Here is a 25,771-nt window from a genome sequence, read left to right on the forward strand (position 1 = left end):
CGACTTGGCCAAATTAACCGCAACGTTTGAAATGAAAGACAATATATCCAGCAAGCTAAAAGGATTATATGGCAGCCTGGAAAAAGTAGAGTCCATGACACAGGCGTCCAGCAAAGCAATTGACCGGTTGGATAAATCCAAAGCTCGTCCAACCCTTTCGGTGATTGATGGGGCTACGGGCAAAATCAAAGAAATTCGTGGACAAATAGATGCATATGGAAAAGTCCTAGCAAAAGCAACTGCTGATGTAAATGACAAAGCATCCGCTAAAATGGATGCTGTTCAGAAAAAAGCAAATGGAATCAGCGGTACACACGCTCAAGCGAAAGTGTCCGTGGATGATCAAGCGACTTCTGCGATTGAAAACATCGAAGCTCGTTTGCAAGGATTGAAGGATCTTACCTTGACAATCTCGGCAGGCGGGGCAGCGGCGGGCGGCATATCGGCATCGGTTGGCGCATCGGTACTTGAAACAAACGCCCGAACAGCCGCTACTACCGGCATGTCGGCAAATGGCGTAAATACCCTTGTGAATGATGTTTATTACAACGAAAAAGTCGGAAATTCCCGTGAAGAAGTCGCTACGTCTACGCAAAACATGGCACAGCAGACGGATCTTAGCGGAAACGGATTGAAGACAGCCGTCGTAACGTCTAATCAGATCGCTGAATTGTACCAGAAGGATGTACCCGAAGTGGATCGTGCTTTAGGAAGCATGATTAAAAACTTCAACATGGATTCGGGTCGTGCCGGAGACAATTTGGCTTATGTATTTAAAAATGCAGGGGATCAATATGACGATCTACTCGATACGTTTAATGAATATTCTTCCAGTTTTGTCGATATGCAACTGGCACCGGAACAAGTAGCGGCTGCTTTTGTGGCCGGAACAAAAGGCGGCGCTCGAAATTTTGATGATATGGCTGATTCCATGCGTGAATTTAATCTTAAACGTAACGAAATGTCCGATGATCAAGTAGCGGCGTTCAAAAAGGTTCTTGGCGCTGATGAAACTGCCAAAATGTTTAAGGGCTTCCAGGATGGCTCGTATACAGGGCAGGAAGCGATGTTCCGCATGGCTAAAGGATTATCAGAAATTGAAAATAAAAGCCAACGAGCGGCGCTTGCAACCACACTCATCGGAACAAAATATGAGGATCTCAAACAGCCGATCTTGGATATGGCAGGGGCGGTTGACGAACCAGCAAAAGCGACGGGTGAATTAAATAAACAGTACGAAGAAATGCTCAAAAACAATCCGATGATACCGATTAACGATGCCGGACGGGAAATGAAAGGGATTATCAGTGAAGTGGGCATTGGCATCATGACCGGACTTGTGCCGGCTGCTGAAAAGCTCAACACATGGATGGCATCAACAGAAGGCAAAGCCGCCATCGAGGATATGACTACCTCCATTTCCGATTTTGTTGGTTTTTTCAGTGACAAATTAGTGCCGGCCATCCAATTTGGTGTCGATCATTTTAATGTGCTCGGTCCGGCTATTGGGATTGGAACAGTGGCTATCGTGGCGTTAGGAACGGCTGCTTTAATTGTCATCCCGACCATTAAGAAATTCGGGGAAGCATTGGACTTTATGAAAGGCTTGAGCGGCAAAGGCAAGGGCAAAGGTAAAGGTGGGCTTGACGATGTAACAGACAGCATGAGCCGAATGGAGAGGAAATCAAAAGATGGCGCTAAGTCCGTCGGCTCTTTATCAGCTAAGCTAAAGGATCTCTTTAAAATCAAAGCGCCAAAGGACAGTCCACTGTCTGGCGGAGGAGCTGCCATAAAAACAGGCAGGAAGCTTGGAAAGCTGGGCGGGCTTGCTAAAGGAGCAGGCCGCTTACTGTTACCTGCAGGTATTGCACTGGGAGCATACGATATTTTCACTTCATCTGCCGGCAAAGAACGAAATCAAGCCATTGGCGGCGCGATTGGTGGTATTGGCGGCGGCATGGCAGGCGCAGCAGCAGGCGCGGCTATGGGCTCTATTGTGCCGGGCATTGGAACAGCCATCGGCGGTCTTGTCGGTGGGGCAGCAGGCTACTTCGGCGGTGATAAGCTCGGCAGTTGGCTCGGCGGCATGTTCGGCGGCGGTGATGAAAAGAAACCTGTGGCTGCCGGACAATCCGGATCAGCTATGGCAGGCGTGGAAAAAGAATTAAAAGCCTTGTCTGAAAAAGGAAGCACTTACGGTAAAGCTTTTGCCACGAATTTTTCTAAAGGATTGAACGGGGCAACAGTTTCAGTGGCCACATGGCTGACAAGCAAAGTGTACACACCAATGGGCAATGCAGCCACAAGCGCAAACCATTTCGGTTATGCCTTCTCCTATGGCTTTGTCAGCGGCTTAAACACAGCGCCAATCAACGTTGTCACATGGCTGTCCGAAAAAGTATACGGACCAATGGGCAACGCCGCTGTAAGTGCGAATCACTTCGGCTACGCCTTCTCATACGGCTTTGTTCAAGGCATGAATACATCCCCGATCAATGTGACGGGATGGCTGTCTGAAAAAGTGTATATGCCGATGGGAAATGCCGCAACAAGCGCCAATCATTTCGGCTATGCGTTCGCGTATGGCTTTGCAGAAGGGCTGAATACCGCACCGATCACGGTGACGAATTGGCTCTTGGAAAAAGTGTATGCCCCATTAGGCAATGCAGCGCTAGGAGCCAAACATTACGGCTACGCTTTCGCTTACGGATTCATGAATGGATTGTCTACTTCGCCACTCACAATGGACGCATGGATCAGCAAGGAATTGTACCAACCGCTTAATTCAGCGGCAGCCGGCGCACGTCCTTATGGATCTGCCCTTGTGTACAACTTCAAAGAAGGCATCAAAGCCATTCCAGTTGGCATGAGCGTATGGCTTGGAAACCATGTCGAATCGCCAATGAGGGAATTTGTGCCGAAAGCCTATGGTTGGGGCTCGGGCATGATCGGCTATTTTGTCACCGGTATGAACAAAAAGGGAAGCAATGTCACAGAAACAGCAAGAGACTTGGCAAAACGAGTCGAAGAAGCGTTCCGTTCTGAACTCGGCATCCATTCGCCTTCCCGTGTTATGGCTGATTTAGGGTACTGGTCAGCGATGGGGGTTGTCAAAGGATTTAGCGGCGTGGATGTATCGAACATCGCCAAAAACAAAGCAAGCGAATTGATGGCAGCGTTCAGCGGAAATTACAGTGGCGGCGGCGCAGCGATGGCACAACAAGCGATCATGCAGGCGTTAATGATGACCGGAAAGCCTATGAGTTTATTGAATCCAATGATGAAGATCGCTGAAAAAGAGTCGGGCTTTAACCCGATGGCGATAAATGATTGGGACATCAATGCTCAACGGGGCGATCCTAGTATTGGATTGTTCCAAATTATCGGAGAAACCTTCAAACGGTGGAAATTGCCGGGCTTTGATGACCGGACAAATCCATTGGATTCAGCATTGGCGGCGATCCGCTATATGGACGGACGATACGGCGGCATCATGAATCATCCGGGCATTAAGAGCATGCAAAAAGGTGGCGGGTATAAGCCGTATGCAAAAGGCGGCGTCATCACAAGCGAACACATTGCCCGTGTAGGGGAGAAAAACAAGAAAGAGGTTATTATCCCTCTCGAACAGCACCGAAACCGCGCTATGGGCTTGCTAGACTATGCTCAAAACGCTTTAGGGGTAACACCGGAACCGACTGTTCAGCTAGCAGCCGGTGAATCGCCGGTGACATTGCCGAAAGAAGATGTATCGACGGTTCAATCGGTCATGAGCAAAACGGTGCAGACGGTCAAAAGCGGCGTCCGTGATGTGATTGTCCAAATCACGGGGGCAAGCCATTACAGCAACGATATGGACGCTGAAAAAGTCGGGAAAATCGCCGTTCAAGCGGTAGAAACTCATTTAGAAAACGAATATTTTGCAACGGGAGGTTTGGCAGTCGATGGGTAAAAAAAGTATTTATGAGTTTTGGCTATCACAGGGAGACGAGAAAATACGCCTGCCCATTCTGCCATCCTCTATTGATATTAGCAGTCCATCTCATAATGAAACGGTCTACATTCCGAAGTTCGGAGATGTGACCAGTTTGCAAAAGGCTGGGGCGAAAACCTTTACGTTTTCATCGTATTTCCCACGCATAGCGACAACGTCATTGGCAGAAATGCGCCCGACACTGATTTCAAAGCCGTGGAATTACATTGAAGCGATTGAGAGATGGCGGGAAAGCGGTCTGCCGTGCCGGTTCATCGTGACAAGGACACCGATCAATTATGCTGTGTCTATCGAATCGTTTGACCACAATGAAGAAGGCGGGGCAATCGGGGATTTGAATTATTCCTTATCCCTGCAAGAATACACCTTCATCAAAGCGAAAAAAATTGATACGAAAAAGAAAAGCAAGCCGACTAGTACCACCGGCAAACGTCCGGATGAAAAGGCAGCCACAAAGCCGAAAACCTACAAGGTGAAATCCGGCGATGCCTTGTGGAGTATCGCCAAAGCTCTTTACAAGGACAGCAACCAGTGGACAAAGATCTGGAATGCCAACAAGGCGATGCTCATTAAACGGGATGCACGGAACATCCGACAGCCCGGGCAATGGATCTATGCCGGACAGGTGTTGACGATCCCATGATGGAATTGTTTTTGGTACAGGCGGGCTCAATGTTGGAAATCCCGACAGAAAAAATCGTGTGGAGCGGTCAGCGCTTCCAAGCCGCCCGAAAAATTGAAGCCACGATCTTTTATGACAAGTCTGGGTATCACAACCCGCCCCAAGTCATTGAAGGCAATACCGTTTTGTTCAAATGGAAAGGCGTGGAGAAGTTTAGGGGCACGGTGATGGACCGAAGCCGAAGCAAAAGCGGAATGATCAGCATTGTCGCCTTTGATCTGCTTCAATATTTCCTGCTGAACAAAGAATTATATGGATCTTCTTTGAATGGGAAGCGTCTGAATGAAGTGGCACTAAGGATCTGCAAAGACTTTGAGATCCCCCATGCCGCCTTCCCCAACACATCTCATAAAATCAAGACACTTCTTGTGGATACGGAAACCGCCCTGTACGACATTTTGCTTCGGGGCATGATCCAAACCCACAAAGCCACGAAAAAGCGCTACGCGATCTATTCGCGGCTTGGGAAAGTGCATATAAACGAATTGAAAAAAGCCGACATTCAATGGATCTTGGAATTTGGGCAGAACATGATTGATTACAATTACACCACATCCATTCAAGAAACAGCGACGAAAGTCAAAATGAGGGCAGGCGATGACGCCAAACCGGTGACGGTCACAGTGGTGGATGACAAAGGAAAGAAACAATTCGGCGTTCTTCAGCATTATGAAAAGGTATCGGAAAAAATGAATGAAGCGGCGTTGAAGGCACGGGCAAACAAAGTCTTGGCGGAGAAAAAAGGGACAAAACGAACCTTGGATATAGAGTCGCTAGGCATTGCCGATGTGACAAGCGGACTGGCCGTGTATGTGAAAATAGCGGACCTTCGCTTAACCCGCACCTTTTTTGTCGATACCGATTCGCACACCTTTTCCGGCAGCAGTCACACCATGAGCTTGAAGCTGATCGAAACCAACGATTATCCGGAAGTGGAAGAACCAACAGCCGCTACTGCGTCCGGATCGGCAGGCGCATCGGGCACAACCCAAGCCACTGGAAAAGCCGCCGAAGTGGTGAAGGCTGCTAAATCGTACATCGGGGATCTGACGTACAAATACGGCGGAAAAAACATCGCAGGCGGATCGGGGGATTGTTCCGGCTTTACCAAGTTTATTTACCAAAAAAGCGGCATCAACTTGGGCGATGGCACCGCCAATCAAGTAAAGAAAGGGCGACAGATTGCAACGTCCGAAGCTCAAGCAGGCGATTTGGTTTTCTTCAAAGGCACAATCGAAGAACGAGGTCCCAATGCGATCAGTCACGTTGGGATTGTGACACGGCCTAATTATTGCGTCAGCCTTGGGAGCAGTGGATGTAAAGAACACGGCTACACGAAAGCCACTAATTCCTATTGGGGCAAACATTTCGCACACATCCGACGGGTGCTGTAAGGGGGAATCACGATGACAATGCTTGGCACGATCTTAAAAGCGGCGCAGGAAAATGGAGAAGCAAACAGACCGGTCCGGTTGATCCCTGCCGATGTGGTAACGCCGGCGCCGAATCTGAAAATCCGCTTGATGAACGATGACAAGCTGATTATGGAAGGCGAACATTTTATCATTCCCGAATCGCTGACCAAACACACCAAACAGGTGACGATCAACGGCACAAATAACAGCATCACCTTTCATAATGAACTGCAAGCAGGCGATGAATTAATGGTGGTCTCCTTGCAGGGATTAGATGCCGCCAAATACTATGTTTTAGATCGTGTCATCCAATGGGAATAAGGAGGGCTTACGATGGCATTATCGCCGGAAATTAGCATTGAAGAAGTAGATGAAACCGAAGAAATCCCTTTGGAAACCATTCTGCTCGCACAAAAAACGTACCGATTTGATTTTGAAAAAAAACGACTGACCTCGGAATTGATTTCGGGGCTTGAAGCCGTGCGGCAACACATTATGATGGCATTGAATATTACCCGCTATGCCCATGCGATTTTTTCAGCCGATACCGGAAATGAGCTGCATGACGTCATTTCCAATCCGGACACCACACCGGAATACAAAATGACGGAGATCGAACGGGTGGTCAAGGAAGCGATCATTTATGATGAACGGATCCGCAGAGTGTTCGGGTTTGAGATCGAATACCTGGACGATACGTTTCAAATCGCCTTCCAAGTGGACACAGTCGCCGGAATACTGGCATTTGAGGAGGTGCTAACACCGAATGTTTGAACAATATACCTATGAAACCTTATTGCAGGAAATGATTGATGATACCGATCCGGTTCTTGATCTAAGCGAGACATCGCTTCTGTATATGTCCTATGCCAAAACAGCGGCCAAGGCAGCGGAACAATACCGGTCATTGAATCGAGTGTTGGAGCTTACCTTTGCGGCAACCAGTGAAGGCGAATATTTGAAAATGCGAACGGCTGAAATGGATGTGGTCGCCGAAGTCGCTACGCCTGCGGTCCGTTCCGGCACATTCAATGTTGCACCGGCACTGGACAGCCGATTCTTTGCGAATGACCTGTATTTCACCGTCATTCAAGAAAATCCTCCTTTACTGGAATGTGAAACGGTGGGCGTCATCGGCAATACGATCCCAACCGGCACGGTCCTTCTGCCGCTTGAAACGATTGATGGGCTGACAACCGCCGTTTTAGGAGACGTCATGGTCTTAGGGCAGGAAGCCGAAGAAGATACAGATCTGAAAATCCGCTATGAAGAACGAGTGACTGATCCGGCTGCCAGTGGAAATGTCGCGCATTACCGGCAATGGGCTCGGGAAGTCAGCGGTGTTGGAGCTGTCCGGATTTTCCCGAATTGGAACGGGGCAGATACCATCCGCATCGTGATTGTCGATGCCGAATACCGCCCGCCGACTTCCGTGTTGGTGGAACAGGTTCAGCACTACATTGATCCAGTGCCGGGCATGGGCGAAGGAGCTGCGCCTGCAGGAGCGTTTGTCACAGTGGAAGCAGCCGTGGCGTTTAACGTGGCGGTGACAGCGAAATTGGAATTGACCACCGAAACAACGGCGGCATTGGTGACAGAAGCCTTCACAGCCGCCTTGAAAGAGTATTTAAAAACGTTGACTTTCCAAGAAGATGTCGCCCCGATTATCCGTTACAGAGAAGTGGGGGCTTTGCTCTTGGATATAGCCGGCGTGGTGGATTACGACAATCTGCTCGTCAACGGACTGGCCGTGAATATTCCATTCCCTCAAAACGAATCACCGATTGTGGGGGCGGTGACGTTCAGTGTCTAGTGAACAAACGATGCTCAATCACTTTCCCCCGATTCTGCGGGAATCGCCGGAACTTCAAGAAATGTGCCGGGTAGAAGGCAAAATATGGGACCGGCTGGAAAGCCACATCACGGATGTACTGGACAATACCTTCATTGACCGTGCGACATGGTCCCTGCCGATCTTGGAAAAAGAATTTAAGATCCCAACGGATGTGTCCAAGACGAATGAACAGCGGCGCTCCATGATCAAAGCGAAAAAGCGCGGCTCCGGTCCGTTCACGATCCGCTTGATCCACAGCATTGCGGATGCGTTCCGGCAGGGTACGGCTACCGTCGAACTTCTCAAGGGAGAATCCACGTTTATGATTTCCTTTGTGGATGGGAACCGAACCACAATGGATCTGCGGGATGCACACAAGCAGCTCCGCCGAACCATTCCCGCTCACAAGACCTTTGAACTAGGCATCGAACGAAACCAAGCCATCACGCTTGACGATGACTACGACAAGCTGATGTACCCGTTTGAATTTTACGCCGGCGATACAGTAGCGGACGGGGTGCATATCGCCAACGGGAATGCCGCTTATGCTGCTTCCGCCGAAACCGCAGCCGCCTATACACAAGTGCCACAGCCGTATCAAGTGGTGCATGAATTGTTTTATCTTGGCAACAATCGAAACGCTGAATACAAAGCAACAGTGGAAGCCACAGCCGCATATGCCGCTACCTTGCAGGCTTATCCAATCTGCGGGGATTACATAACAAGGGAGGGATATTGATGCCAATTACGACAACCGGTCATAACGAAATGAAAAACTGGCTGTTCGCCTTTATCAAAGAAGGGCGTTACACGATAGGGGGGGTGAAAACCACAGCGCCGATCTACAAGTCCAGTCTCACGGGTGACGTCATCACCATTCAGCTCTATTTGGATGATTCCGTGAAAGGCACGATCACCAAGTTTGAGCTGATGGATCAAAAAGGACAGGTGTTTGACGATCAGCCGGACAATATTATCAAGCCGGAAACCAACGGGCTTTTGGTCACATTCAAGTACACACTCAAAAAATTGTAAGGGGGATTTGTAAATGCCGTACACAAAGAAATTATGGGAAGATCGAATTGTTGATGCAGGCGGGGCAGTGGTGCAAGCTGGAACGCCGGTCAGCGCCGGAAATATGAACCGCATTGAACAAGGGGTTGCCGATGCTCATGCAGCGTTGGAAGGAGCAAACCGGCAGGCGCAAACCATTGGCCAGAGCGTCACCGTTTTAAATGCAGCCATGAACGCGCCGGTCAATGTGGAAGTGGAAGGGCGCACATTAACGAGTTTGGGAAATTCTGTTTTAGACAACACGAAAAATTATGTACTAACAGCGAAAAGAACAAAAATTAAAGTAGGGGCTGGAACGCCCGTTTACCAAGGGGTTGCGAAATTCACCGGTGAATCCGGACAGCCGCAGATCACGCGCATTGCGAATTTTGAGGATAAGGTTTCCGGCAGTACGTTGGAAAATCCGCATGTTTCAAAACGGAAATCCGGTACAGCGTCAACTTCACTTTTACCCCCTAATGGATTTGATATGGAATTGTCGAGTGATAGTGGAGTAGTCGGATACGTAAGAAATCAAGCTTTAGACGGGAGTAACACAGTTGTTTCTTACACAAATAGCGGCGGTATCGCCCAACAATTATTTTCATTCGATCTTATTGCAGAAATCGAGCGTCATATCGGCACAATCCCGCGTTCGGATGTAGCAGGGAAAGTGCAATGGATTAAGGATAATTTAAGCAGAATTACAGCGAATTTTCACGGGACTGGTTCGAGTGTCGGCGGAAACAAGGTGTCCTTCGCTTACTGGAGACCAACTAAAACAAATTACGGAACAGTAAACAATCACACTTCCGCAAGTGTCGCAAAATTAGCTATTACTTATGCGGTTGCTGGTGATTTCGCAGAGATTGACGCCAATGCTTTTGTTCACCTTCTTGCCTATGCAGAACCAAGCGACGGCGTGACGCCGAGTTCGGTTTCAACAGACTACATTGATCTTGAAATCGAGCTAAAAGCCGGCGCTGATTTCCGCGAACCGTCCATTCCTCTTTATGAAGTGGATGCTGCTGATTACGCCAAAATCCTAGTGGATTGGAACGAGGATGAAGTACGCCGCCGCTATCCGGCTGCAAAAGGAACACAGCATATTAACGGGCTTGCGATTATTGCAGAAGGGGAAAATTTACTGCCGCCGTTTAGCGAATGGGCAGATATCACGGGTGGAACTGGTCAAATTTCGGAATCTTATAAAGTCAGAATCCCTTCAAGTGACGCCGTGAATCGTTATTATCAATTTTATGTACCTATTATCGAAAGTCAGGCGTACGTATTAAGCGGGGTAAAGGATACTATTGGTTCGTCGATTTATTTTTATTTTACCGATAAGAATAAAAATAGAATTGGTGGCTCTTTAAATACTAGCGGCGTGGCACCAACAGGAACTAAATATGCAGAGGTAATAGTTAATAATGGGAAAACAGATGTTGTCTTTTCAAATGTAATGTTTTCGCTTGGTTTAGTCGCAAAACCATTCGTCCCGCGCAATCCATCGATGTTATTAGCACCAACAAAACTAGGTGCAATCGGAACGGTGAAAGATTTGCTGTTTAAGCAGGATGGGATTTGGAAAAGACGTAAAGCGGTTGAAAAGGATGTTGTTTTGGATAGTTCGCTCAATTGGATATTCACCGCAACGACTTCTACAACAGGTTTCAAATCTGTTGATACATCAACAGGTGTTTTTCTTAACTCGGTAGACTATCAAGGATTTTTCACGAAATATGACGGATCCATTCTTAATAAACCTACAAACTACGCGACTTATATAGAAAAAGCAGATAGCGGCAGGGTCGTTTTGGGCAGGGTTTACATTACCGTAAGTAATGCAAATAGCGGTTGGAGCGACAACTACACACCAACAGCAAACGAAACAAAAGCCTTTTTCAACGGTTGGAAAAAAACAGCATACGCCGCTGTAAATCCAGCAACGCCGCCTAATTTAGCAGCCAGCGGAACAGCAGGAACATTGCCAGCCGGAACGTATTACGTGAAATATACATGGGTAACAGCAAGTGGCGAAACGATGGTGTCGCCTGAAACAAGCATTACGACTACGGCGGGGCAACAAATCGATATAACGTTACCAGCGTTTCCGCCAGGTGTGACAAGCGCAAATATTTACATTGCTCAAACCGGAAATGCAACAAAACAAGGAAATACAACGACTGGAACATTTGCACAGTCAACGGCTTTAGTAATCGGTTCCTCTATTCCGGCAGCCAATACAGCGGTGGACCAATGGAAAAGTGTTGTGGATGGCACGACGAACCCGACAACAAACACAATTGCATTTGTATCAGCGAATCTTGCGCCGAATTACACGCCGTATAAATTGAGTTATGTTTTAGCAACACCGGTTGTCGAAACGGTCAATGTTGAAGGTGACATTGTAGCAAATGGCCCAACTCAAATTGAAGTGACAGCAGGGGCGATTGTGCGGGAGAAAGTGACGCCTGTATACAACGCTCCGAGTAAAGTGTACGAAGTGAATAGAGACAGCCCGACATTCGCTGCGGGAAAAGCGAAAAATAAGGTTAGAACAATATTAGGCTTATATGAAAATAGTGTACCTATTACATCTGTTGCTCCGGTACTACCAATAGGGATTTTGGATACAGGCAACGGAGTTAGAATGAGCATCCCGGAATCCTCCTTCAATCCAGCCGCGGAGTACACTGTCACATACCTTGCGTATGACCGCCAGCTGCTCACCGTGAATCCGCTTGCTGTTAATACATCCTTTGCGCAAAACGTCCGGTCAGCGGTGGAGGATCTAAACGCCAAAACAAGCGACAATGCCACAATGGTGAGCATTCACGCAACGCTCTTGTATGACGTATTAAAACGATTGAAAGCGGGTGGTCTATAATGGATGAATTGTTGAAACGGGTGTTAGAAGCAACAGGTAAAAGCCCTGAAGAGTTTGAGCGTGAAGTCGCAGAACTGAAAAATGAGACGGATGCTTCAAAAACACTGCAGCGCATTGAACAGCAACAGGCCGAAACAAGCGCCATGCTGCTAGACTTTATGGAATTTATGACGAATGGGGGAGCAGTATAATGGCAGTCCTATCATTTATGACAAAAAGCTATGCACAAAACGTCTACATTTACGGAAACCGAAAATTCGAAGGCGGCGTTCCTCTGGAATATCACCAACCGGTAAAAGAATATGCAGCTGTTACGTATAGTGACCTGCAGATTGATGCTTCCCTGGCCAATCAGTACGTCACACAGCCGGAATATGAGGAGACTATGGCTATTAAACATCCGCCAGAAGAAACGGCAGAAGTGACCGAGAATCCGGCGACTGAGCCAACAAATGAAACTGTAATTGAAAATGGAACAGAAACAGCACCTGCAGAATAAGGTGTATTTTTTTATATTCTAATTTAGTGTCGCCTTTAGGCGGCACTTCTATCTAAGAAAAATTTAAGATTTAAAGTGTAAATAATTAATAAAAAATCCTTCTTTTGTATTTTTGTGATAATATCTTAATGTATCTAAAAACCTAAAAGGAGGATTTTTATGTCATTAAAGCGTGTTTTGTTAATGCTAGCAACTGTATTACTGATTCTTTGTTCTCAATCAAACTATATTAGTATTAATGTTGCTGCAGCGACAAACAAAGGAACAGTAACAGTATCTACATTGGATGTTAAAGAAAAACCAAGTCCGAAGGCTAAAAAAGTAGGTATATTAAAAAAAGGAGCCGTTGTTGAAGTATATGGTACTAAGCCAGGTGGGTGGTCTGAAATTCGCTATAACAAAAAGGTTGCATTTGTTGCGACAAGCGGCCTTCAATTGTCAACCACTGTTTCAACTAATAGCTATAAGCCGGATCCAAAGAAAATCTATACGTATATGGAGTATGAATTAAAAGAGTCTAAAAAGATTGATATTAGCTACATTACAAAAAAATACAATTCAAAGTCCCAGGGCGGTGAAGTTTGGGATCATATCTGGAACGGTGAAATTGTAAACCAAGAATTGTGGAAAGAGGATAGTAAAGGTCTTTATTTCAATGGTGCAGATATGTGGGAGAAGTATTTAACATACCCGGTTAAAAAAGGTAATAAATGGACTGTTGGTGATGACTGGTATAAGAGAGAGATTATCTCAACAAATGAAACAGTGACAGTCAAAGCAGGCACTTTCAGGAATTGTGTTGTCGTAGATTATAACTACCAGACATTAACCTTTGTTAAGGGAATAGGACTAATTAAAGTTGTGACTCGTGGAGACTTTGGAAGTGAGTTAGCGAGCATTAAAGACAAATAAATTTTTAATAAGATCTACTTAGGAGATGATTCTTTGAAATCCAAACTTTTATTTTTTACTTTAGTACTCAGCTTTACTTTTTCGTCAGTTTTTCAAGGGAATCCTTCTTCAACCAAAGCTGCTACATTTACAGCCAATGCATCTGTAAGCTCTTCAACCCTAACTGCTTTCGAAAAGCCAAATGCAAAATCAAAGAAATTAGGAGCGTTTAAAAAAGGAAATAGTATTCTTGTTTATAGCAGCAGGGATGGTGGATGGTCAGAAGTCCGTGTTAATAAAAAAGTAGCTTATGTAGCAACAAGCGGCTTGCAGTTCAGCTATAAGATGAATACTAAATATATTTATGAATACCGTGGCGGTACAGGTATGATTGATAAATTTAGATATATTTCATCTAAAAATGGCACAAATCATTGGAAGTTGTATTATGAAAGATTAGCTGTAGATGATCCTGAATATTATAATTACTATGAATCTGAAGATAATAATAGCTACTATTCAGTGCTTGATTACGGTTATGGGGATAAAAGTAAGTTTGTAAATCTGAAAAAACCTATTAAACCTGGCACGAAGTGGTCGTATAATGATTTCCCTGCCGAGATTATTGCCACTGGGAAAAAATTAACTGTTCCAGCTGGTGTATTTTACAATGTTGTGGTTGTGCAGGTCGGTCCAGATTCAGACAGCAGTTTATTGTATTATGCTCCTGGTTATGGGCTTCTACGAGAAGATGATGGTGATCATGAACATGATTATACTTATAGTTATCAGTTAGAAAAATTACGAACTAATTAATCAAAATGAAAGAGCATCCATCGGGGTGCTCTTTTTTATGATCAAAATCCATGTCGCTCAAAATGTTATTACTTGTAGGAATTTGTCGAACGAATAAACTCAAAAAATACTTGTTAGTAATTTATAATGGAATTGTACCCAAATATTGTACGAAAAGGCAAAATCGTTGAAAAACGATGACGCAAAACTATAGGGGCTAATGCCAAAAACTATGCCAGCCAGTTTTCGAATACGATCTCCGTACAATTTTTAACAGGGGGAACGTTTTTATGCCATTCTATTCTATGAAAGAAATCTGGACACCGCTAAAGTGGGTGGGAATTAGGTTTTTCAAAACGATTGATGACGATGATGCCTATTTTATAAAGGTTAGAAATAGCCCGAGAAAGAGAATTAGATAATGAGAGTAAAAGATGAAACAAAGAGACCGTTAGTCGTAAAAATTGATGAATTTGCTGTAGAAAAGAAATTATCAAAAGAGGAAGCACAATTTATCCAAACTCTTATTCACGAAAGAAAGAAACGAAGAATCACTCAGGAAGAGCTAGCAGAAATGGTAGGATGTAATCAAGCAGTTATTGGAAGACTGGAAGCAATGAAAGTGAGCCCTACTTTGAAAACAATCATAAAATTATTAGGCGCAATGGATTTGAAGTTAATTATTGTGGATAAAGAATAAGAATTGCATTTATTTTAGTAAGAGAGAAAGATCGGTTTAGTTAAGCAAAATTAATCGATTCCATCAGAGCATCCATCGGGGTGCTCTTTTTTGTGATCAAAATCCATGCTGCCGTCGGGCGGCATTTTTTAATAGATAAAATTTAGGGCGGTGAGACAATGGACGTAAATCTTGAGCAACAAGTGCAAAAGTTAGCAATTACAATGGCCAGAATGGAAGGGAAATTAGACGCTTCCCTTGAGTTAAAAAAAGATGTAATGGATATTAAAGCGGAGATCAAAGAAACAAAAGCTTCTTTAGATGCAACGGATGATATCGCAAAAGAAGCACGTCAAATTGCCAAGCAAAACGAGAAGGATATTACAGATATTTTAACATCCGTCAAATGGGGTATTGGCATTGTTGTCACAATCATGATGCCGATTGCGCTGTTTGCATTAAGTCAACTCACAGGAGGTCAATAACATGAAAAACCTTGATAAAGGAACCATCGTTCGTACGGTGGTTCTTTTTGTTATGTGGGGAAATCAGTTTTTGGTGATTAACGGTTATTCACCGCTGCCACTTGACAGTGAAATGGTTGAAATGGGCACAACCTCATTCTTAACGTTTTGTGCCTCTCTATGGGCCTGGTGGAAAAATAACAACATTACCCGGAAAGCACGGCGAAATGAAGAGTTGCTAAAGAGGGAGGGATTAAAATGAGCTGGACACCGACTTATCATAAACGGAATCTCGGCAACCTGGATGATTTAGCACCAAATACAAAGGCGCAAGCCATGAAATGGTACCAGTATTGTCTTGATAATAAAATCGATGTACTGATTTATGAAACGATCCGGACCGTTGCAAAGCAGCGGGAAAATGTTAAATCGGGCGCTTCTGAAACCATGAAATCGTATCATCTTGTCGGACAAGCCCTGGATTTTGTTCCGATTAAAGACGGCAAACCGTTATGGGGGAAAGCGGACTATGCAAAGCGGCCGTTTCTAACCGCGATTGAATATGCGGAAAAAATCGGTTTTGAATCCGGGTACCGGTGGGGCTGGGATGCTCCTCACCTGCAGTACAATTATAAAGGGTACGGAACCGACAAAGCACTGACTGTAGCAGCTGCAACACCGATCAATGTCATGAGCAAAGAAGAAGTACTTGCCCTGCAGCAAAACCTTTCAAAGCTTGGACTGGATACAAACGGCATCGATGGCATTTATGGCAAAGGCACAACCAATGCCGTAATGATCCTACAACGCCGTACTGAACTAGTCATCGATGGAATTGCCGGCAAAACGACACTAGATAAGATCGATCAGCTGCTTGAAAAGAAATCGCTTGTCGGGACGCCGGGCACATTCCGCGTTGTTACTGGCACATTCGGCACGCCAGAAGCGGCGGAAGCAGCCGCGAAAGAACTTGGATTCAATGCTCGGAAAGGCGCGAAGGACAATCGGGTATATACCGGCGTGTTCACGTCGCTTGAATCCGCTGAAGAAGCACGGGCGCTTATTAATGCTAAATTCGGCTTAAATCCGAAAATCAAATCATATAATGAAAGTGCATAAAAAAAGCCCCGGTTATGCCGGGGTTATTTTTATGGAATGATTGAAACATTTTGTAATCAGGAACTTGGAAATACTCTTCGTACAGCATCACTAAATTCATCAAAGAATCCCTCAACTGGTTCGCCAGCTTTTATTCGATCAGCATAATCCTTCAATTGTGTGGTGAAATCTGGATCTTCCGAAACATACACTTTTTCGACAGAAGTATCTGCCTCTTTTACTTTTTCCTGAATTTTATTTTTTAGGTCGTCACTTACTTCGGTACCGTTTTTTAGATCAATGGCTGCATAGGCAGTATGATCGGTTACAAGCACTGTCGCGCCATCTACTTCCTCTAGTTCTTCCACACGGTCAGCAGCATTTTCAGCCAAGTCTAAATTCTGATCAGCGTTATCTGTGTTATTGTCTGCCTTTTGATCATTTGTGGACATGTTTTCCACTGGAGCATTATCCGCTTTGTCTGAAGCATTATTATCGTTATTCATACAAGCCGCGAGTAAAAGCATGGTCATAAAAGCTGTCACATAAATCGATATTTTCTTCACTGAAAGTCCTCCCTTATATCATTTAACAAAGGATATAATCCCCAATAAATCACTTTATATGCAATAAGACTGATAAAGAAGCAGCCGTTAATAAACAATGGCTGCTTCAGGGTGAAAGGGTTGACGAACAGTGTTCCCAATCTAGTTTAGGGCATACAGTAACTAGATGAATTATTTTTTATTCCTTTCGTGAATCAACCAATAAATAAAAATACAGACCATAACTAAAACCGTTGCTAAAGCTCCATATTGGAAAATCATTTCTGAATTTTTCATAGCTGCACCTCGAAATTATATTGCCCGAATAAGAGGTGAACTAACACAAAAAAGACCGGCCGCAGCCAGTCACAAATACTTCTTCGCCAGCTTTTCAAAAGTTCCCTCATTAATGATGCGTTCGCCTAATCTTGGCCAAGCACCACAGTAAAGGTGTACGACGCTGTTTATCTGAGTAATACCAACGTGATCTGTTTCCTGTATGTCTTCCTGGCAGCGAGGGCAGAACATAATATCAATTTCTTTTTTCTTCCACATACAATCAGCTCCTTTACGAATAAGGTACCAGTAAAATCTTTCAATTGTAAAATCACGATAAATCAATTTGTTCGGGTAAAATTAGACCGCGTCATTTAAGCATGCCGCGATCTTCGTATAATTTTTTCATGCCAACATAACTCCCTTATAGGAATATATGTTCGTGTGTATTATTTAGTATAAGTAATTGGAAATTATGTGGAAAATATAATTATTTTCTGCATAATAAAAAGTCCCAGTTTCGCTTAGGTACCGGGGCTTTCATGATTCATCTGAAAAGTCCATGCTTAAATACTTAATAGCTGCCAACGGAAAATATTTATAAATTAAAGGTTATAAAAAATATTGAAATTTTTTTAAAGCTAGGTATATTATAGTGTATCTATTGTAAAGGAGAAGGGGGGTATTTCTGGTGAAAAATCGAAGAGATGAAAGAAAAGAATTAAACTTCCCAGTTCAAGGAACTGTTAAAATTTATAAATTCGGAAACAAATGTATATCTAATCGCAATGCATTAATTAACATTGAAAATATTAGTTTGAACGGGTTGCGTTTTTCATCAAATCTGGAATTTCCCATAACAAAAGAAATGACCTTGTGTATGGAGTTCGAAGTATTCGGTCTCAAAAAACAACTGGTAGGGACCCTTGTTTGGAAAAGAAAAGATACTAATAAATTTATTTATGGGATTGAGATTGTATCCGCTAATATGGGATATATTCAATCAGTAGGTTCCCTAACAACATTAGTCCATACAGTAAAAAAAGTTGTTCAATAATATAACTAAATTAAAGCTTAACTTATTTCCTGGACTTGTTGAAAAAGAAAGGGTACTTGACTTGGGAGGAAGGGAAGCTGAGGACATTAAGAATGCTCATATCTATAGAAGGAATACAAAAATAAAAATGGCGAGGAATTCCCCGCCATTTCCCCGCCCTAATTTGGGCGTTTTTTTAGTTAAGATTTGAAGTTGATATTTTGAAACATTGATATGTAGCTGTTTTGAGGGAATGATTCTTTAAGATTTTTGATCATCCATTATGATATTTGTACATCTATACTGACAGTATTAAGAACATTAAACGTTCTAGCTTTCAAAATAAAAGACCGGCCGAAGCCAGTCATAAATACTTCTTTGCCATCTTTTTAAACGATCCCTCATCAATAATCTTCTCGCCTGGTCGCGGCCAAGCACCGCAATATAAATGAACGATGCTGTTTATTTGCGTAATGCCCACATGGTCACTCTCTGCAATTTCTTCATTACATAACGGACATACCATATTAATTTTTTCTATATGCATGCGATCAACTCCTTTACTATAGAAGATAGTCGGCTTTTCTGTAATAGTAAAGTTGCGATTTATCGCTTTTTCCCCACTTGATCACCAAATGTGAAAGAGGAGGACTGTTGCCGACAACTTGCCGACCATCCGCCGACCAAATTTTTGGTTCGTGATATTTTTTTATCATGCGAAATGCGCTATAACCCTTATTTAATAAGGCTTACTGTTTCATGTTGATTCATATTGTAACGTACATCGCCTCCTGAATAAGGAGGCGGCTCTTTCGTGACCAAAAGCAGATACTTGTTCAAAAAAAGCTCTGCCTAAACGTACGGACAGAGTCATTCAGATGAAGCGCGGGAGTTCCGTTTTCCTTTGTTTCCTTGAATCACGGTTAAATGTGAGGCTTTTTTGCGGCGGGCCATTTTCTTTTTCGGCTTGGCGGCAGTAAAAGCCACGGATCGGGATGGCTTCGGTTTATAGCTTGTTTTGGGCGTACGGCGCTTTTTAGACTGTTTGACGGCTTTTGAATAAGCGCGGTCTTCACTGCGATTGCCGCCAGCGCGGTTTTTCATAAAAAGCCGGAGTAAAAACATGACAATCACGACGGTGATGACGGCATATGCAATCTGACGCACGAGCTGCCCGGGAGAGGTGATCATCATAGACACGAGACCAATGGCAGCGAGTGCAGTAATAACGGAAACAACGACAGTACGAACATTCATTAAAGCCACCTCCCGGAAAATAGTGTTACTTACATATTAGACAATTTCGTCTGCTTTTAATCCCTTTTCAGCACTTTCTTCGATGGAAATTAATTTCTCAAAAGAAGCAATCGCAACCTCTACTTGATCATTCGACGGTTCTTTTGTCGTCAAAAGCTGGAGCCAAAGCCCTGGATAGCCGAGCCACTTTAATGCTGGAATGTCACGGACTTTGTTCGTCAGCTGCAGCACTTCAAACGAGATACCAAGGACGACGGGAATAAGCGCCAGACGATTTAACACTCGTACATATAATGGCTCAGTTGGTACAAGCATATACACGAAAACGCCAACAATGACCGTAAATAAAATAAAGCTTGATCCGCAGCGGTAGTGAAGCCGGGAAGATTTCTGCACATTTTCAATAGTCAGCGGCAAACCATTTTCATAAGCGTTAATTACTTTATGTTCCGCCCCGTGATATTGGAACACCCGTTTAATAAGCGGCGTCATTGAAATCAAATAAATGTAAACGAGCAGCAGCACCAGCTTGAAAAATCCTTCAATTAGAATTTGTGAAATATCACTTGAAAAAACCGGTTTCGTGAGTACAGCTAAAAAAACAGGAACAAGGGTGAAAATAAATTTTCCGAACAGAAACGATAGGATTCCGACGAGAGCCGCACCGAATACGAGTGTTAACTTGGACGGTTCTTCTGCTTCTGTTTCTTCCTCCCCGGGATTAACATCATACCGGTCATTTGCAAAGTTTAAATGTTTGGATCCTGTCGCGGCGGCATCCAAAATGGCAACGATGCCTCGAAGAAATGGGATTTTTTTAATCGTTTGCAGAGCCGGACGGATCGTGCGCGGCAAGTGAAAATACTCAATTGATCCGTCATTTCGCCGTACAGCTGTTACCGTATGTTTTTTTCCGCCGAACATGACGCCTTCGACAACGGCCTGGCCGCCGTATACGGGCTTTTCATTACTCATTTCATCAGTTCCTTCTTTCATTCATCCCTAGGCAGGACAGGTAGTAATCATATTTTAGCGGTAATACGGCTAAAATAAAAGCGAGACTTGTTCAGAGGAGGAAAGAAGATGAGTAAGCAAAATAAGTCTAAACATTCTGATTATTTGAGGCGTGGTATTTTCGAGACAGCCATTACGGCTGGTCTGTTGCTTTTGCTGTTTAGCTGGCTGGCTTATACATTCCATTTTATTAACTGGAATCCTATCTCGATGCTGTCCGCTGTTTCATCATCGACGATTGTGAAGTATGGGATTGCAGCTATTTTGATCATATTTATCTCCATCGTGCTTTCTTTATTATACTATGCGCTGCTCCGGAAAAGAAAGCCATTCCTTTCAGGAATAACTGTTACTGTGCTTCTTTTTTTTATCGTTTTTTTCATAGCTGATCACAGTCCTTTGCAATTAATCACTATTTTTGCTCTTCTCTTGGGCTACTGCCTGTTTATCAGTGTAACGATTTCCTGGCATCAAGAGCAAGGCAGGTAGTCAGCAGCCGATTGAATATGATAAACTTATCGGGAAAAACGAAGAGGCGGGGGACAAACAATGAAGAGAATTCTGCTCATGAATGGTGCAAACTTAAACCGGCTTGGGAAACGAGAGCCGCACATTTACGGCTATACAACACTTGCGGAGCTTGAAAGCCGAGTCGTCAAACGCGGGGAACAAACAGGAGTGCAAGTCATTACGTTTCAGTCGAACTTTGAAGGGGAGCTTGTTGAAAGGCTTCATCTTGCAGAAGATGAAGGACTGGATGGGATTGTATTTAATCCTGGCGCTTTTACACACTACAGTCACGCGCTTGGGGATGCCGTGGCAGGCATAAAAGTACCGGTTATTGAAGTACATATTTCAAATATTCATGCTCGTGAAGAATTCCGGCAACGTTCTGTCATCGCGCCCCATGCTGCGGGACAAATGTGCGGCTTTGGGTTGTACGGATACGAAATGGCACTGGACTTTTTAGTAAATAAGGAGGGCTGAGGAATGAGCCAAATTGAAAAATTGCGTTCACAAATGATTGCAAAAGGATTAGACGGCCTTTTTATTATGAGTCCATACAATCGCCGATATATAAGTGGATTTACCGGAACGGCGGGTGCTGTGCTCGTGACGGGAGAAGCCGCTATCTTTTTAACGGATTTCCGCTATACGGAGCAAGCGGCAGCACAGGCGGAAGGCTTTACCATTATTCAGCATACAAAATCGCTTTTTGAAGAAGCGATGGGACAGGCTGAAACATTGGGTGTACGCACGCTCGGTTTTGAAAAAGAATACATTTCATATCAGGAGTTTGAATTGCTTCAAAAGCATTTTAACGGTACGCTTGAGCCGGTCGCGGGACTCGTAGAAAACTTGCGCTTGATTAAGACGGAATCAGAGATTAAGATATTAAAGGAAGCGTGTGATATTGCAGATGCAGCGTTCAAGCACATTCTAGATTTTTTAAAGCCGGGAGCGAAAGAAATCGATGTGTCAAATGAACTTGAATTTTTTATGAGAAAATGTGGTGCAGCTTCTTCTTCCTTTGATATTATCGTCGCTTCGGGCGCCCGATCTGCGCTGCCACATGGTGTGGCCAGTGAGAAAGAGATTGAATCCGGCGACTTTGTGACGCTTGACTTTGGCGCATATTATAAAGGATACGCGTCAGATATTACCCGTACGGTTGCCGTGGGCGAACCAACAGATCAGCTGAAAGAAATTTACGCGGTCGTTTTAGAAGCGCAAATGGCAGCAGTCGATCAAATTAAGCCGGGGATGACTGGAAAGGAAGCAGACGCTGTGACACGTGATATCATTTCGTCAAGAGGATATGGAGACGCGTTCGGTCATTCGACTGGCCATGGACTCGGACTCGAAGTACATGAAAGCCCGAGACTTTCAGTCATGAACGACAAACCGCTCCAGTCCGGTATGGTTGTGACAGTAGAGCCAGGTATTTATTTGCCGGGCATCGGCGGCGTCCGGATCGAAGACGATATAATACTCACAGACGGCGGGAATGAACTGCTCACACATTCCACTAAAGAACTTATTATTTTGTAAAACTCCAGGAGGAACACAGATGATTTCAGTAAATGACTTTCGTACAGGCTTAACGATTGAGGTAGAAAACGGCATTTGGCGCGTTGTGGATTTTCAGCACGTAAAACCAGGAAAAGGAGCGGCATTTGTACGCTCAAAGCTTCGTAATCTTCGTACAGGAGCAATTCAGGAAAAAACGTTCCGTGCCGGTGAAAAAGTCGGAAAAGCGCAGATCGACAACCGCCGCATGCAGTATTTGTATGCCAACGGCGACCAGCATGTATTCATGGATACTGAATCATATGACCAGATTGAGCTGCCGGCATCACAAATTGAATATGAATTGAAGTTCTTGAAAGAAAACATGGAAGTATCAATTATGATGTACGGTTCTGAAACACTCGGGGTTGAGCTTCCAAACACAGTTGAATTGAAAGTAACCGAAACAGAGCCGGGTATTAAAGGCGATACAGCATCAGGCGGTACAAAACCGGCGATCGTGGAAACAGGTCTTTCTGTTAACGTACCGTTCTTCGTAAACGAAGGCGATGTTCTCATTGTGAATACAACAGACGGTTCATACGTATCACGCGCATAATCACTTCAGCGAGCGTACCTTAACGGGTACGTTCTTTTTATTTGCGTTCTAGGCCGCTTCTTCGTACGATAAAAGAAGACAAATAGAAAGAAGGTCGATCGTGTTGAACATGAAAGAAAAAATAAAACCGCTGATCCCGGACTTTCAATCAAGAGAGCCGGCGCTTGATCAGCTGAATTCGTTTCCATTTGAAAATATAAACGATTTGAAAAAAATTGGCTATACGAAAGCGATGCTGCCACAAAATGGCGGTATGTCACTCGTTGATTTTGTCCAGCACCAGGAACTGATTGCGAAAGGGTGCGGAGCAACAGGTCTTTCGATCGGATGGCATACTGGCATTTTAATGGAGTATGCGGAATACCGGCACTGGAATCCGGATATTGCTGATTTTTTAGTGGGAGAAGTGCAAAAAGGAAAACTCATTAACGCGGCAGCCAGTGAGCGCAATGCTGGAAGTCCGCTTCGGGGAGCAGCGTTTAAAACGAAGGCTGTACTCGATGGTCATGAATATTTATTGAGCGGCGAAAAAACATTTACGTCTGCCGCACCGGTTCTTGATTATGTGTTTGTGTCCGCTTCGATTGCTGAAACAAGTGACTCTGCTGTATTTCTCGTTCCGATGTCAACGGAGGGGGTGTCGATTCGTGAAACGTGGGACAGTGTGGCCATGCGTGGAACAGCCAGCCATGACTTAATTCTTGAAAATGTACGGATACCGGCCCATTACATTGTTGAAAAGCTCGATGACTCGTACCGTGCCCGTCGAAAAGGGTCACTGCTTCATATTCCGGCCTGCTATATTGGCATTGCTGGGGCAGCCCGCGATTACGCACTTCATTTTGCAGCATCGTATACACCGGCTGCACTTGATCATCCCATTGGTGAATTACCTGTAACACAGCAAACAATCGGAGAAATGGAAATGAAGCTGATGACCGCCCGGCAATTTTTATATCGAACGGCCGAGCTTTACGACCGAGAGCCGAATGAACCGATTAAGCCGCAAATGGCTGCAGCAAAAGCATTCGTTACTAATACAGCCATTGAGGTGACCGACATAGCGATGCGGATTGTCGGCGCCAGAAGTTTGTCTGAGAAAAATCCCCTTCACCGCTATTGGCAAAATGTACGTGCCGGTCTTCATAACCCGCCGATGGACGACATTGCCTACCGGACGCTTGCACAAGATGCACTGGCTCGTATCCATCAATAAACCAGTTAACCGCCAATTCGTTTGGCGGTTTTTTTTCATGGATAATGTGCCTTTTTCATTCATACAATGTGAAAAGAGCGGAAGGAGGCGGCGGATTGCCCTATAAAACCATTATGCCTTATTTACCCGAATCGACATCACAGGCTGTCAGTCCTCTTTTGAAAAGCGATCCGGCTATTGAAGAAATCCGGCTTCGAACCGGACAGAAAATTGAGCTGTCAGGACCGAAGCCGTACGTACTGTCTACCTTTTTTTCAGAACAAGAGCGCGCTGCTTTTGTCCATAAAATCACAAAGCACTCTGTTTATCGGCTTGAAGAACAGTTAAAGCGTGGGTATTTGACGATTGAAGGCGGGCATCGGATCGGTATTGCGGGACAAGCCGTCATTAAAGAAGGGGCAGTAGCTTCCATGACGAACTTGTCTTTTTTTAACATCCGGATTGCCAAAGAGAAAAAAGGAGCCGCTCTTCCACTTTTGCCGTCATTATTTCAAAATGGATGGAAAAGTGCATTGTTGATTGGACCCCCAAGGTCCGGCAAAACAACCTTGCTGCGGGATATTGCCCGTACGGCTGGCACAGGAGATGAAAAGCGTGGTATTCCGCCAATGAAAACATGCATTGTCGATGAACGCTCTGAAATCGCAGGCTGCTTGCATGGTGTTCCTCAACTTGACGTTGGCACGAGTACGGATGTACTTGATGCGTGCCCAAAATCAGAAGGAATGATGATGATGATCCGGTCGATGAGCCCAGATGTGCTTATAGTCGATGAAATTGGCCGTGCAGAAGATGCACAAGCACTTTCGGAAGCCTTGAACGCTGGCATTGCGGTCATCGCAACGGTTCATGCGCATTCTCTTAAAGAAGCACTGCGGCGGCCAGTCATTCGACACATTAAAGAGAGCGGTCTGTTTGATACGTATATTGAAGTAAACCGCGAGCATCATTTAACCATTTTAAAACGTGAAAGCCAAGTGATCGGATGAAATGGGCTGGAGCAGTTTTTATTATTATCGCTAGTTTGTTTATCGGCTGGTATAAATCAAACTCATATGGCGAACGCGTTCGTCAAATTCGCCAGTTTGAGACCGCCTTCATCATGCTTGAATCATCCATTATGTATGGGGCTGAGTCAATGGAAACAGCAGCACGCTCTATTTCAAAAGCAATTGAAAAACCAGCGAGCGCCGCGTTTGATCAATTTGCTGAAGCATTGTCTACATCTGAAGATAGCGCCGGCCAGCTTTGGACGAATATTCTAACGAAGCAGGCAAGTGGGCTGGCATTAAAAAAAAGGGATGTGCAAATTGTTGAGCAGGCAGGTTGTATGCTGGGCGCAGTCACTCAGTCTGCAGAAGCACGAAAGCTTCAATTGGTGTTAAAACAGCTTGAAAAGCAGCGTGAAGAAGCTGCTGCCGAAGAAAAGCGGCTTTCCGGAATGATCCGGTCGGTCAGTTTGCTCTTCGGCATGATGACAGCCATTTTGCTTTTATAGGGTGGG

General features: G+C 44.6%; 30 protein-coding genes and 1 riboswitch. Of the genes, 25 read left to right on the forward strand and 5 right to left on the reverse strand.

The features are described 5' to 3' along the window. Window positions 1-4: 4 nt before the first annotated feature. From VQ00_RS12065 to VQ00_RS17760, 17 genes are all read left to right on the forward strand, one after another. Complete coding sequence (locus tag VQ00_RS12065) at window positions 5-3,952, forward strand: phage tail tape measure protein (protein WP_046180391.1); 3,948 nt, start codon at window positions 5-7, stop codon at window positions 3,950-3,952. Next, the gene (locus VQ00_RS12070) at window positions 3,945-4,637 is read left to right on the forward strand and encodes a LysM peptidoglycan-binding domain-containing protein (protein ID WP_046180392.1); all 693 of its coding nucleotides are present in this window, start codon (window positions 3,945-3,947) and stop codon (window positions 4,635-4,637) included. The genes VQ00_RS12065 and VQ00_RS12070 overlap by 8 nt, the downstream gene beginning before the upstream one ends. Then, window positions 4,634-6,070 carry a C40 family peptidase gene (locus tag VQ00_RS12075; protein ID WP_172645577.1) on the forward strand — a complete coding sequence of 479 codons (1,437 nt, stop codon included), beginning with the start codon at window positions 4,634-4,636 and terminating at the stop codon, window positions 6,068-6,070. The genes VQ00_RS12070 and VQ00_RS12075 overlap by 4 nt, the downstream gene beginning before the upstream one ends. A gap of 12 nt (window positions 6,071-6,082) precedes the next feature. Continuing rightward, on the forward strand, window positions 6,083-6,412 hold the full coding sequence (locus VQ00_RS12080; RefSeq protein WP_046180393.1) for a DUF2577 family protein: 330 nt from the start codon (window positions 6,083-6,085) through the stop codon (window positions 6,410-6,412). 12 nt (window positions 6,413-6,424) lie between these two features. Further along, window positions 6,425-6,865: a DUF2634 domain-containing protein gene (locus tag VQ00_RS12085; RefSeq protein ID WP_046180394.1), complete on the forward strand. Its 441-nt coding sequence runs from the start codon at window positions 6,425-6,427 to the stop codon at window positions 6,863-6,865. After that, entirely contained in the window at window positions 6,858-7,904 is a 1,047-nt protein-coding gene (locus tag VQ00_RS12090; protein ID WP_046180395.1) for a baseplate J/gp47 family protein, read from the forward strand. Before VQ00_RS12085 ends, VQ00_RS12090 begins: the two co-directional genes overlap by 8 nt. Continuing rightward, window positions 7,897-8,664, forward strand: coding sequence for a putative phage tail protein (locus VQ00_RS17755; protein WP_052728511.1), 768 nt, complete (start codon window positions 7,897-7,899; stop codon window positions 8,662-8,664). Before VQ00_RS12090 ends, VQ00_RS17755 begins: the two co-directional genes overlap by 8 nt. Further along, on the forward strand, window positions 8,664-8,960 hold the full coding sequence (locus VQ00_RS12100; RefSeq protein WP_046180396.1) for a hypothetical protein: 297 nt from the start codon (window positions 8,664-8,666) through the stop codon (window positions 8,958-8,960). Before VQ00_RS17755 ends, VQ00_RS12100 begins: the two co-directional genes overlap by 1 nt. A gap of 13 nt (window positions 8,961-8,973) precedes the next feature. Beyond that, the gene (locus VQ00_RS12105; RefSeq protein WP_046180397.1) at window positions 8,974-11,868 is read left to right on the forward strand and encodes a hypothetical protein; all 2,895 of its coding nucleotides are present in this window, start codon (window positions 8,974-8,976) and stop codon (window positions 11,866-11,868) included. Then, a complete protein-coding gene (locus tag VQ00_RS12110) occupies window positions 11,868-12,059 on the forward strand; it encodes a hypothetical protein (protein WP_046180398.1) in 192 nt (63 codons plus the stop codon). Before VQ00_RS12105 ends, VQ00_RS12110 begins: the two co-directional genes overlap by 1 nt. After that, the gene (locus tag VQ00_RS12115) at window positions 12,059-12,367 is read left to right on the forward strand and encodes a hypothetical protein (protein ID WP_046180399.1); all 309 of its coding nucleotides are present in this window, start codon (window positions 12,059-12,061) and stop codon (window positions 12,365-12,367) included. Before VQ00_RS12110 ends, VQ00_RS12115 begins: the two co-directional genes overlap by 1 nt. A gap of 159 nt (window positions 12,368-12,526) precedes the next feature. Continuing rightward, window positions 12,527-13,279, forward strand: coding sequence for an SH3 domain-containing protein (locus tag VQ00_RS12120; RefSeq protein WP_046180400.1), 753 nt, complete (start codon window positions 12,527-12,529; stop codon window positions 13,277-13,279). 33 nt (window positions 13,280-13,312) lie between these two features. Further along, window positions 13,313-14,074 (forward strand): SH3 domain-containing protein, encoded by a 762-nt coding sequence (locus tag VQ00_RS12125; RefSeq protein ID WP_046180401.1) that lies wholly within the window; start codon window positions 13,313-13,315, stop codon window positions 14,072-14,074. 146 nt (window positions 14,075-14,220) lie between these two features. Next, window positions 14,221-14,304: riboswitch (cyclic di-GMP riboswitch) on the forward strand. Between the two features lie 170 nt (window positions 14,305-14,474). Beyond that, entirely contained in the window at window positions 14,475-14,753 is a 279-nt protein-coding gene (locus tag VQ00_RS12130; protein ID WP_052728513.1) for a helix-turn-helix domain-containing protein, read from the forward strand. A gap of 158 nt (window positions 14,754-14,911) precedes the next feature. Then, window positions 14,912-15,217 carry a hypothetical protein gene (locus VQ00_RS12135; RefSeq protein ID WP_046180402.1) on the forward strand — a complete coding sequence of 102 codons (306 nt, stop codon included), beginning with the start codon at window positions 14,912-14,914 and terminating at the stop codon, window positions 15,215-15,217. A gap of 1 nt (window position 15,218) precedes the next feature. Continuing rightward, on the forward strand, window positions 15,219-15,458 hold the full coding sequence (locus tag VQ00_RS12140) for a phage holin (protein WP_046180403.1): 240 nt from the start codon (window positions 15,219-15,221) through the stop codon (window positions 15,456-15,458). After that, window positions 15,455-16,315: a peptidoglycan-binding protein gene (locus tag VQ00_RS17760; protein ID WP_052728515.1), complete on the forward strand. Its 861-nt coding sequence runs from the start codon at window positions 15,455-15,457 to the stop codon at window positions 16,313-16,315. The genes VQ00_RS12140 and VQ00_RS17760 overlap by 4 nt, the downstream gene beginning before the upstream one ends. 56 nt (window positions 16,316-16,371) lie before the next feature. On the opposite strand, the gene VQ00_RS12150 is transcribed toward VQ00_RS17760, so the two are convergent. Further along, window positions 16,372-16,860: a YhcN/YlaJ family sporulation lipoprotein gene (locus VQ00_RS12150; RefSeq protein ID WP_046180404.1), complete on the reverse strand. Its 489-nt coding sequence runs from the start codon at window positions 16,858-16,860 to the stop codon at window positions 16,372-16,374. Window positions 16,861-17,205: 345 nt separating this feature from the next. Beyond that, the gene (locus tag VQ00_RS12155) at window positions 17,206-17,394 is read right to left on the reverse strand and encodes a hypothetical protein (RefSeq protein WP_046180405.1); all 189 of its coding nucleotides are present in this window, start codon (window positions 17,392-17,394) and stop codon (window positions 17,206-17,208) included. Between the two features lie 412 nt (window positions 17,395-17,806). Between VQ00_RS12155 and VQ00_RS12160 the strand changes: the two genes are divergently transcribed. Next, entirely contained in the window at window positions 17,807-18,172 is a 366-nt protein-coding gene (locus tag VQ00_RS12160; protein WP_046180406.1) for a PilZ domain-containing protein, read from the forward strand. Window positions 18,173-18,515: 343 nt separating this feature from the next. Here VQ00_RS12160 and VQ00_RS12165 read toward each other — a convergent pair whose 3' ends face one another. The 3 genes from VQ00_RS12165 to VQ00_RS12175 all read right to left on the reverse strand — a co-directional run bounded on the left by VQ00_RS12165 (window position 18,516) and on the right by VQ00_RS12175 (window position 20,383). Further along, window positions 18,516-18,698: a hypothetical protein gene (locus tag VQ00_RS12165; protein ID WP_046180407.1), complete on the reverse strand. Its 183-nt coding sequence runs from the start codon at window positions 18,696-18,698 to the stop codon at window positions 18,516-18,518. Window positions 18,699-19,021: 323 nt separating this feature from the next. After that, window positions 19,022-19,408, reverse strand: a complete 387-nt coding sequence (locus tag VQ00_RS12170) for an SA1362 family protein (protein WP_046180408.1) — start codon at window positions 19,406-19,408, stop codon at window positions 19,022-19,024. Window positions 19,409-19,444: 36 nt separating this feature from the next. Next, a complete protein-coding gene (locus tag VQ00_RS12175) occupies window positions 19,445-20,383 on the reverse strand; it encodes a DUF1385 domain-containing protein (RefSeq protein ID WP_046180409.1) in 939 nt (312 codons plus the stop codon). 108 nt (window positions 20,384-20,491) lie between these two features. On the opposite strand from VQ00_RS12175, the gene VQ00_RS12180 reads away from it, so the two are divergent. The 7 genes from VQ00_RS12180 to VQ00_RS17765 all read left to right on the forward strand — a co-directional run bounded on the left by VQ00_RS12180 (window position 20,492) and on the right by VQ00_RS17765 (window position 25,765). After that, window positions 20,492-20,911: a YqhR family membrane protein gene (locus VQ00_RS12180; RefSeq protein ID WP_046180410.1), complete on the forward strand. Its 420-nt coding sequence runs from the start codon at window positions 20,492-20,494 to the stop codon at window positions 20,909-20,911. 60 nt (window positions 20,912-20,971) lie between these two features. After that, the gene (aroQ, locus tag VQ00_RS12185) at window positions 20,972-21,409 is read left to right on the forward strand and encodes a type II 3-dehydroquinate dehydratase (RefSeq protein WP_046180411.1); all 438 of its coding nucleotides are present in this window, start codon (window positions 20,972-20,974) and stop codon (window positions 21,407-21,409) included. Window positions 21,410-21,412: 3 nt separating this feature from the next. Continuing rightward, window positions 21,413-22,474, forward strand: coding sequence for a M24 family metallopeptidase (locus VQ00_RS12190; RefSeq protein WP_046180412.1), 1,062 nt, complete (start codon window positions 21,413-21,415; stop codon window positions 22,472-22,474). A gap of 19 nt (window positions 22,475-22,493) precedes the next feature. Beyond that, complete coding sequence (gene efp / locus VQ00_RS12195; RefSeq protein ID WP_046180413.1) at window positions 22,494-23,051, forward strand: elongation factor P; 558 nt, start codon at window positions 22,494-22,496, stop codon at window positions 23,049-23,051. Window positions 23,052-23,160: 109 nt separating this feature from the next. Continuing rightward, window positions 23,161-24,267 carry an acyl-CoA dehydrogenase family protein gene (locus VQ00_RS12200; protein WP_046180597.1) on the forward strand — a complete coding sequence of 369 codons (1,107 nt, stop codon included), beginning with the start codon at window positions 23,161-23,163 and terminating at the stop codon, window positions 24,265-24,267. 95 nt (window positions 24,268-24,362) lie between these two features. Then, on the forward strand, window positions 24,363-25,256 hold the full coding sequence (gene spoIIIAA, locus VQ00_RS12205) for a stage III sporulation protein AA (protein ID WP_082091555.1): 894 nt from the start codon (window positions 24,363-24,365) through the stop codon (window positions 25,254-25,256). After that, the gene (locus VQ00_RS17765; protein ID WP_052728517.1) at window positions 25,253-25,765 is read left to right on the forward strand and encodes a hypothetical protein; all 513 of its coding nucleotides are present in this window, start codon (window positions 25,253-25,255) and stop codon (window positions 25,763-25,765) included. The genes spoIIIAA and VQ00_RS17765 overlap by 4 nt, the downstream gene beginning before the upstream one ends. Window positions 25,766-25,771: the final 6 nt, after the last annotated feature.

Origin of the sequence: Domibacillus tundrae (assembly GCF_000970675.1) — a bacterium.
Lineage (GTDB): Bacteria > Bacillota > Bacilli > Bacillales > Domibacillaceae > Domibacillus > Domibacillus tundrae.

Excerpts from the sequence above, each read along its gene's own strand:
- VQ00_RS12070 (WP_046180392.1), top strand. The coding sequence starts at position 3,945 with ATGGGTAAAAAAAGTATTTATGAGTTTTGGCTATCACAGGGAGACGAG.
- VQ00_RS12075 (WP_172645577.1), top strand. The coding sequence starts at position 4,634 with ATGATGGAATTGTTTTTGGTACAGGCGGGCTCAATGTTGGAAATCCCG.
- VQ00_RS12080 (WP_046180393.1), top strand. The coding sequence starts at position 6,083 with ATGACAATGCTTGGCACGATCTTAAAAGCGGCGCAGGAAAATGGAGAA.
- VQ00_RS12085 (WP_046180394.1), top strand. The coding sequence starts at position 6,425 with ATGGCATTATCGCCGGAAATTAGCATTGAAGAAGTAGATGAAACCGAA.
- VQ00_RS12090 (WP_046180395.1), top strand. The coding sequence starts at position 6,858 with ATGTTTGAACAATATACCTATGAAACCTTATTGCAGGAAATGATTGAT.
- VQ00_RS12100 (WP_046180396.1), top strand. The coding sequence starts at position 8,664 with ATGCCAATTACGACAACCGGTCATAACGAAATGAAAAACTGGCTGTTC.
- VQ00_RS12105 (WP_046180397.1), top strand. The coding sequence starts at position 8,974 with ATGCCGTACACAAAGAAATTATGGGAAGATCGAATTGTTGATGCAGGC.
- VQ00_RS12110 (WP_046180398.1), top strand. The coding sequence starts at position 11,868 with ATGGATGAATTGTTGAAACGGGTGTTAGAAGCAACAGGTAAAAGCCCT.
- VQ00_RS12115 (WP_046180399.1), top strand. The coding sequence starts at position 12,059 with ATGGCAGTCCTATCATTTATGACAAAAAGCTATGCACAAAACGTCTAC.
- VQ00_RS12120 (WP_046180400.1), top strand. The coding sequence starts at position 12,527 with ATGTCATTAAAGCGTGTTTTGTTAATGCTAGCAACTGTATTACTGATT.
- VQ00_RS12130 (WP_052728513.1), top strand. The coding sequence starts at position 14,475 with ATGAGAGTAAAAGATGAAACAAAGAGACCGTTAGTCGTAAAAATTGAT.
- VQ00_RS12135 (WP_046180402.1), top strand. The coding sequence starts at position 14,912 with ATGGACGTAAATCTTGAGCAACAAGTGCAAAAGTTAGCAATTACAATG.
- VQ00_RS12140 (WP_046180403.1), top strand. The coding sequence starts at position 15,219 with ATGAAAAACCTTGATAAAGGAACCATCGTTCGTACGGTGGTTCTTTTT.
- VQ00_RS17760 (WP_052728515.1), top strand. The coding sequence starts at position 15,455 with ATGAGCTGGACACCGACTTATCATAAACGGAATCTCGGCAACCTGGAT.
- VQ00_RS12155 (WP_046180405.1), bottom strand. The coding sequence starts at position 17,394 with ATGTGGAAGAAAAAAGAAATTGATATTATGTTCTGCCCTCGCTGCCAG.
- VQ00_RS12165 (WP_046180407.1), bottom strand. The coding sequence starts at position 18,698 with ATGCATATAGAAAAAATTAATATGGTATGTCCGTTATGTAATGAAGAA.
- VQ00_RS12170 (WP_046180408.1), bottom strand. The coding sequence starts at position 19,408 with ATGAATGTTCGTACTGTCGTTGTTTCCGTTATTACTGCACTCGCTGCC.
- VQ00_RS12175 (WP_046180409.1), bottom strand. The coding sequence starts at position 20,383 with ATGAGTAATGAAAAGCCCGTATACGGCGGCCAGGCCGTTGTCGAAGGC.
- VQ00_RS12180 (WP_046180410.1), top strand. The coding sequence starts at position 20,492 with ATGAGTAAGCAAAATAAGTCTAAACATTCTGATTATTTGAGGCGTGGT.
- aroQ (WP_046180411.1), top strand. The coding sequence starts at position 20,972 with ATGAAGAGAATTCTGCTCATGAATGGTGCAAACTTAAACCGGCTTGGG.
- VQ00_RS12190 (WP_046180412.1), top strand. The coding sequence starts at position 21,413 with ATGAGCCAAATTGAAAAATTGCGTTCACAAATGATTGCAAAAGGATTA.
- efp (WP_046180413.1), top strand. The coding sequence starts at position 22,494 with ATGATTTCAGTAAATGACTTTCGTACAGGCTTAACGATTGAGGTAGAA.
- VQ00_RS12200 (WP_046180597.1), top strand. The coding sequence starts at position 23,161 with ATGAAAGAAAAAATAAAACCGCTGATCCCGGACTTTCAATCAAGAGAG.
- VQ00_RS17765 (WP_052728517.1), top strand. The coding sequence starts at position 25,253 with ATGAAATGGGCTGGAGCAGTTTTTATTATTATCGCTAGTTTGTTTATC.